Origin of the sequence: Streptomyces echinoruber (assembly GCF_014651135.1) — a bacterium.
In the GTDB taxonomy this organism is placed as follows: Bacteria; Actinomycetota; Actinomycetes; order Streptomycetales; family Streptomycetaceae; genus Streptomyces; species Streptomyces echinoruber.
Window position 1 is genome coordinate 1 of sequence record NZ_BMWH01000065.1, and the last position, 4,130, is coordinate 4,130.

Annotated in this window: 9 protein-coding genes; all 9 read left to right on the plus strand. The window is 72.3% G+C overall.

Annotated features, from left to right (window positions below; all coding sequences use genetic code 11):
* Positions 1–476, plus strand: a 476-nt coding sequence (locus IE225_RS32350) for a hypothetical protein (protein ID WP_190061239.1), incomplete at its 5' end; no start/stop codon positions are given.
* Between the two features lie 65 nt (positions 477–541).
* Positions 542–1,399 (plus strand): phage major capsid protein, encoded by an 858-nt coding sequence (locus IE225_RS32355; RefSeq protein WP_190061240.1) that lies wholly within the window; start codon positions 542–544, stop codon positions 1,397–1,399.
* Between the two features lie 23 nt (positions 1,400–1,422).
* Entirely contained in the window at positions 1,423–1,557 is a 135-nt protein-coding gene (locus tag IE225_RS33855; RefSeq protein ID WP_268250028.1) for a hypothetical protein, read from the plus strand.
* A 3-nt stretch (positions 1,558–1,560) separates the two neighbouring features.
* A complete protein-coding gene (locus tag IE225_RS32360; RefSeq protein WP_190061241.1) occupies positions 1,561–1,950 on the plus strand; it encodes a hypothetical protein in 390 nt (129 codons plus the stop codon).
* Entirely contained in the window at positions 1,947–2,261 is a 315-nt protein-coding gene (locus tag IE225_RS32365) for a hypothetical protein (RefSeq protein WP_308432580.1), read from the plus strand. The genes IE225_RS32360 and IE225_RS32365 overlap by 4 nt, the downstream gene beginning before the upstream one ends.
* Positions 2,258–2,611, plus strand: coding sequence for a hypothetical protein (locus tag IE225_RS32370; protein WP_190061242.1), 354 nt, complete (start codon positions 2,258–2,260; stop codon positions 2,609–2,611). Before IE225_RS32365 ends, IE225_RS32370 begins: the two co-directional genes overlap by 4 nt.
* Positions 2,604–3,026 carry a minor capsid protein gene (locus tag IE225_RS32375; protein ID WP_190061243.1) on the plus strand — a complete coding sequence of 141 codons (423 nt, stop codon included), beginning with the start codon at positions 2,604–2,606 and terminating at the stop codon, positions 3,024–3,026. Before IE225_RS32370 ends, IE225_RS32375 begins: the two co-directional genes overlap by 8 nt.
* A gap of 15 nt (positions 3,027–3,041) precedes the next feature.
* Positions 3,042–3,515 (plus strand): phage tail tube protein, encoded by a 474-nt coding sequence (locus IE225_RS32380; RefSeq protein WP_190061244.1) that lies wholly within the window; start codon positions 3,042–3,044, stop codon positions 3,513–3,515.
* Complete coding sequence (locus IE225_RS32385; RefSeq protein ID WP_190061245.1) at positions 3,512–3,985, plus strand: hypothetical protein; 474 nt, start codon at positions 3,512–3,514, stop codon at positions 3,983–3,985. Before IE225_RS32380 ends, IE225_RS32385 begins: the two co-directional genes overlap by 4 nt.
* Positions 3,986–4,130: the final 145 nt, after the last annotated feature.

A 4,130-nucleotide genomic window follows, 5' to 3' on the forward strand; every position in this document is an offset into this window, starting at 1 on the left:
GGGCGCAGCAGGCCGCCCAGCAGCAGCCGCAGCAGCCCGCCCCGCAGGCCCCGGCCGCACCGGTCGTCGACGTGCCCGAGGGGGCCGTCGAGCGCCTGCCGAAGTGGGCACAGCAGGCCCTCACCGAGTCGGCAGCCGCCGCCCGGAAGGCCGCCGTACAGGCCGCCGTGATCCAGGCCGCACCGAGTGCGGGCGCCGATGTCGCCCGCCTGCTCGACTCCGCGTCGTTCAACACGGCCGTGGCGCAGATCGACCCGGCCGACACCGCGGCGATCACCGAGGCGATCAAGAACGCCGTCACCGCTCAGCCGTGGCTCGCCGCCGTCCCGCAGACCCCGGCCAAGGGCGGCGCCGACTTCTCCAGCACCGGCCCCGGAGCGATCACGCCCGAGCAGTTCGCCGCCATGTCCTACGCCGAGCGCGCCGAGCTGTTCCAGACCGACCCCGACACCTACCGGCGCCTCGCCGGTTCCTGACCCGCCCGGCCCTCGCGCCGGGCCCCGGATGCCCGGCACCGCGCCGGAGAAAGTGAGTAGCCACCGTGGCGAAGACCACCAGTGCCCTGATGATCGTCCCCGAGGTCTGGGGCGATATGGCGCAGGCCGAATTCCTCGGCAAGGTGCGCGTCGCCGGATCGTCCGCCGTCGTCGAGGACAACACCCTTGAGGGCGCGCCCGGCGAGGAGATCGAATTCCCCAAGTGGGGCGCCCTCGGCGACCTCGACGAGCTGGACGAGGCAACGCCGATGACCCCGGTTGCCATGTCGACCAAGTCGGCCAAGGCCGTGATCAAGGAAGCCGGTAAGGCCGTCGAGATCACCGACAAGGCCAAGCTGGTGTCCCTCGGCGACCCCGAGGCCGAGGCCCGCCGGCAGTTCGGCGTACTGGCCGCGCGCAAGGTCGACGCCGACCTGATCACCCAGGCGCAGGCCGACGAGACCGCACAGGGTGGCGGGACGCCTCTCAAGTTCACCACCGCGGCCGGACAGACCAAGTTCACGTGGGCCGGTGCGATGGTCCCGGCCATCGGCCAGTTCGGCGACGAGTGGGAGCCGTCCGACTTCGCCGGCCTGTTCATCAACTCGGCGCAGCTCACCGAGGCGATGCTCGACCCGCAGTTCGTCGACGCTGACAAGCTCGGCAACGGCGAGTCCGCCGCCGCGTCCGGCAGCATCGGCCGTATCGGTGGCGTCAACGTGTTCGTCACGAACCGTGTCGCCGCGGGCAAGTTTCTGCTGGTCAAGACCGGCGCGCTCGGCCTGCTCTACAAGCGGCGCCCGCTGGTCGAGTCCGACCGCGACATCCTCGCCCGCTCGACCGTCGTCACCACGACCCTGCACTACGCCGTGAAGCGGCTGGACGACCGCGGCGTGTGCGTCGGCACCCTCGCCACCACCTGACCAGGAAGGAGGGCGCCGCCGTGATGCTGCGCCGCTACCACCGCACCGAGCCGGACGACGCGGACAGCGCGCCGGACACCGGCCCGGACGACACCGACGCCCCGCAGGCAGACAAGCCCGCGGGGCGTTCGCGTTCCCGCGCCAAGAAGGAGGGGTGACCGGTGCCCCGCGTCTACGCCACCCCCGAGCAACTGTCGGCGTGGACCGGGGAACCGGCGCCATCGGACGCCGAGCGGCTGCTCGCCCGCGCGTCCGAGGACGTCGACGACGCTCTACTGTGCGCCGTCTACGACACCAACGACGCCGGGATGCCGACCGATCCGGCCGTTGTGCAGGCCCTCGCCGACGCCACCTGTGCTCAGGTCGAGTACCAGCTCGCCACGGGCGACGACGGCACGGGCGCGGCCGGCCGATGGGGCAGCGTCTCTATCGGCCCCGTGTCCCTCGGCGACCGCCGCGACACCCCGGCCGCCGTCGGCGACGTCGACCTCGCCCCCCGCGCGCACCGCGCCCTACGCCGCGCCGGACTGCTGCCGGGGGTGATCTGGTGAGAGTCCCCGGATACCTGCTGCGCCACCGCGTCACCGTCGAGCCGTACGACGGCGACAGCGCGTACGGGCCGACCTACCGGCCGCCCGTCGAGGTGCGGGCCCTGGTCGCCGAAGGAACCCGCCTCACCCGCAACCGCGAGGGCGTCGAGGTCGCCTCGACCGCCCAGGTCATCACCGCGCCCGGCCTCGACTGCCCTCCCGAGTCGCGGATCACCCTCCCGTCCGGCCGCGTCACCAAGGCGATCAGCACCGCCCAGCACACCGCGCCCGGCCTGCCCGTGCCCGCCTGTACGGAGGTGATGTGCGAGTGACGCAGCGAACCCGGCTGCGCTGGAACGGTGACGCGGTCATGCGCGGCACCCGCACGGGGGCCGTGCGCGGCCTGCGCCTCGGCGCCGAGCACGTGCTCACCGAGTCGCGGAAGATCGTCCCGATTGAAGAGGCCACCCTCGAACGCTCCGGGGTGGCCACGGTCGACGAGTCGTCCCTGACCGCGGCCGTCAGCTACGACACCCCGTACGCCGTCCGGCAGCACGAGGAGTTGACCTACCGGCACGATGCGGGCCGCTCCGCGAAGTACCTCGAACGCCCCCTGACGCAGGAGGCCCCCACGGTCGCGGCGATCATCGCCGCCCAGTTGCGGAGGTCGCTTAGTGGCTGACGTGACCGACGGCGTCGCCCGCCTGCTCGACGGCCTCGGCCTGGTCGCCTACGACCCCACCGGCAAGACGGGCGACCTGTTCGTCGAGCGGATGCCGTCGACGCCGGACGCGGCCGTGTGCCTGTCCCTGTACGACTCCGGGGCCCCGGACACCGTCAACGCCTACGACACGGTGCGCCTGCAAGTGCGCGTGCGCGGCGGCACCGACCCGCGCGTCTCCCGCGACCGAGCGTGGGCGATCTACAGCGCCCTGCACGGCCTCGCCGGGGGCGAGCTGCCCGACGGTACGTGGCTGATCCTGGCCGCCGCGCGCGGCACCCCGGCCCCGATGGGCGCCGACTCCCAAGGCCGACACGAGCACGTCGTGAACGTCGACCTCGACGTGTCGTCCCCCAGCACCCACCGCACCGAATAGGAGAACACCCCCAGCATGGGCCGCCCCATCGACGCCCGCGGCTGGTACTTCGAGGTCGAGGACACGACCGGTACCTCGCCCGTATGGCACCGCATCGGCAACATCAACTCGTGGTCGTACGACCCGTCGCAGAACGAGGAGACGGCCGACACCACCACCAACGACAGCGACGGCCTGTACGAGCAGGACGTCATGCAGCGCGGCGCGACGCTGGAGGTCACCGGCCTGTACGCCATGACCAACGGTGTGCGCGACGCCGGACAGAACTACGTCGACAACACGTGGGCGTGGAAGCTCGGCAGCGAGTCGCGCGGCCGGATGCGCTACCGCCACAAGTCCCAGACGGAATGGACCGTGTGGGAGTGCACCGTCACCCCGGGCGAGCAGGGCGGCGAGCACAACGCCAAGACCAGTTGGGGCGCGACGTTCACCAGGTGCGGCGCACCGACGACCGCGCCCGTCACCGATCCGTCCGGGGGTGGCGCGTGATCGAGCCCCACGACCAGGCCGCCAACGTCGAGCAGGACGTCGACCAGGTCGCCGACTTCGACCAGTTCTTTGCCGAGCAGGCCGAGCCGCGCCGCGGCCTGCCGCTGCGCCTGTTCGGCAAGGTCTACACCCTGCCGTCGTCCCTGCCCGCGCTCTACATGCTCCAGCTCCACAGGGTCATGCACAGCGCGCGCCCCGAGGACATGCGGCGCCTGCTCGCGTCCCTGTTCGGGCCCGAGGCCGTCGACGAGTGGGCCGAGGCCGGCATGTCCGACCGGCAGCTCGCCATCGTGCTCATGTGGGCGACGGCGAACGTCGCCGACCCCGGCAGCCTCAGCATGGAGCAGGCCGCCGCCGAGTACGACAAGCGCGAGGCCGCCAAGGGAAAAGCCCGGCGCCCGGCGACGGCGCCGAGCCGGAAGAACCGGCCGCGCCCCAAGGGGAAGCGGGCGAGTTCTGGACGGCGGTAGTCCGCAACTGGGGCGCCGTCGAGGCGGACCTACGCCGCGAGTACCACCTCACCGCCGCCGAGATCGCACGGCTCACCGTGCGCGAATTCCTGGTCTGCCTCGGCGGCCTGTCAGCTGACAGCCGGTTCGCCCGCGTGTGGCAGTC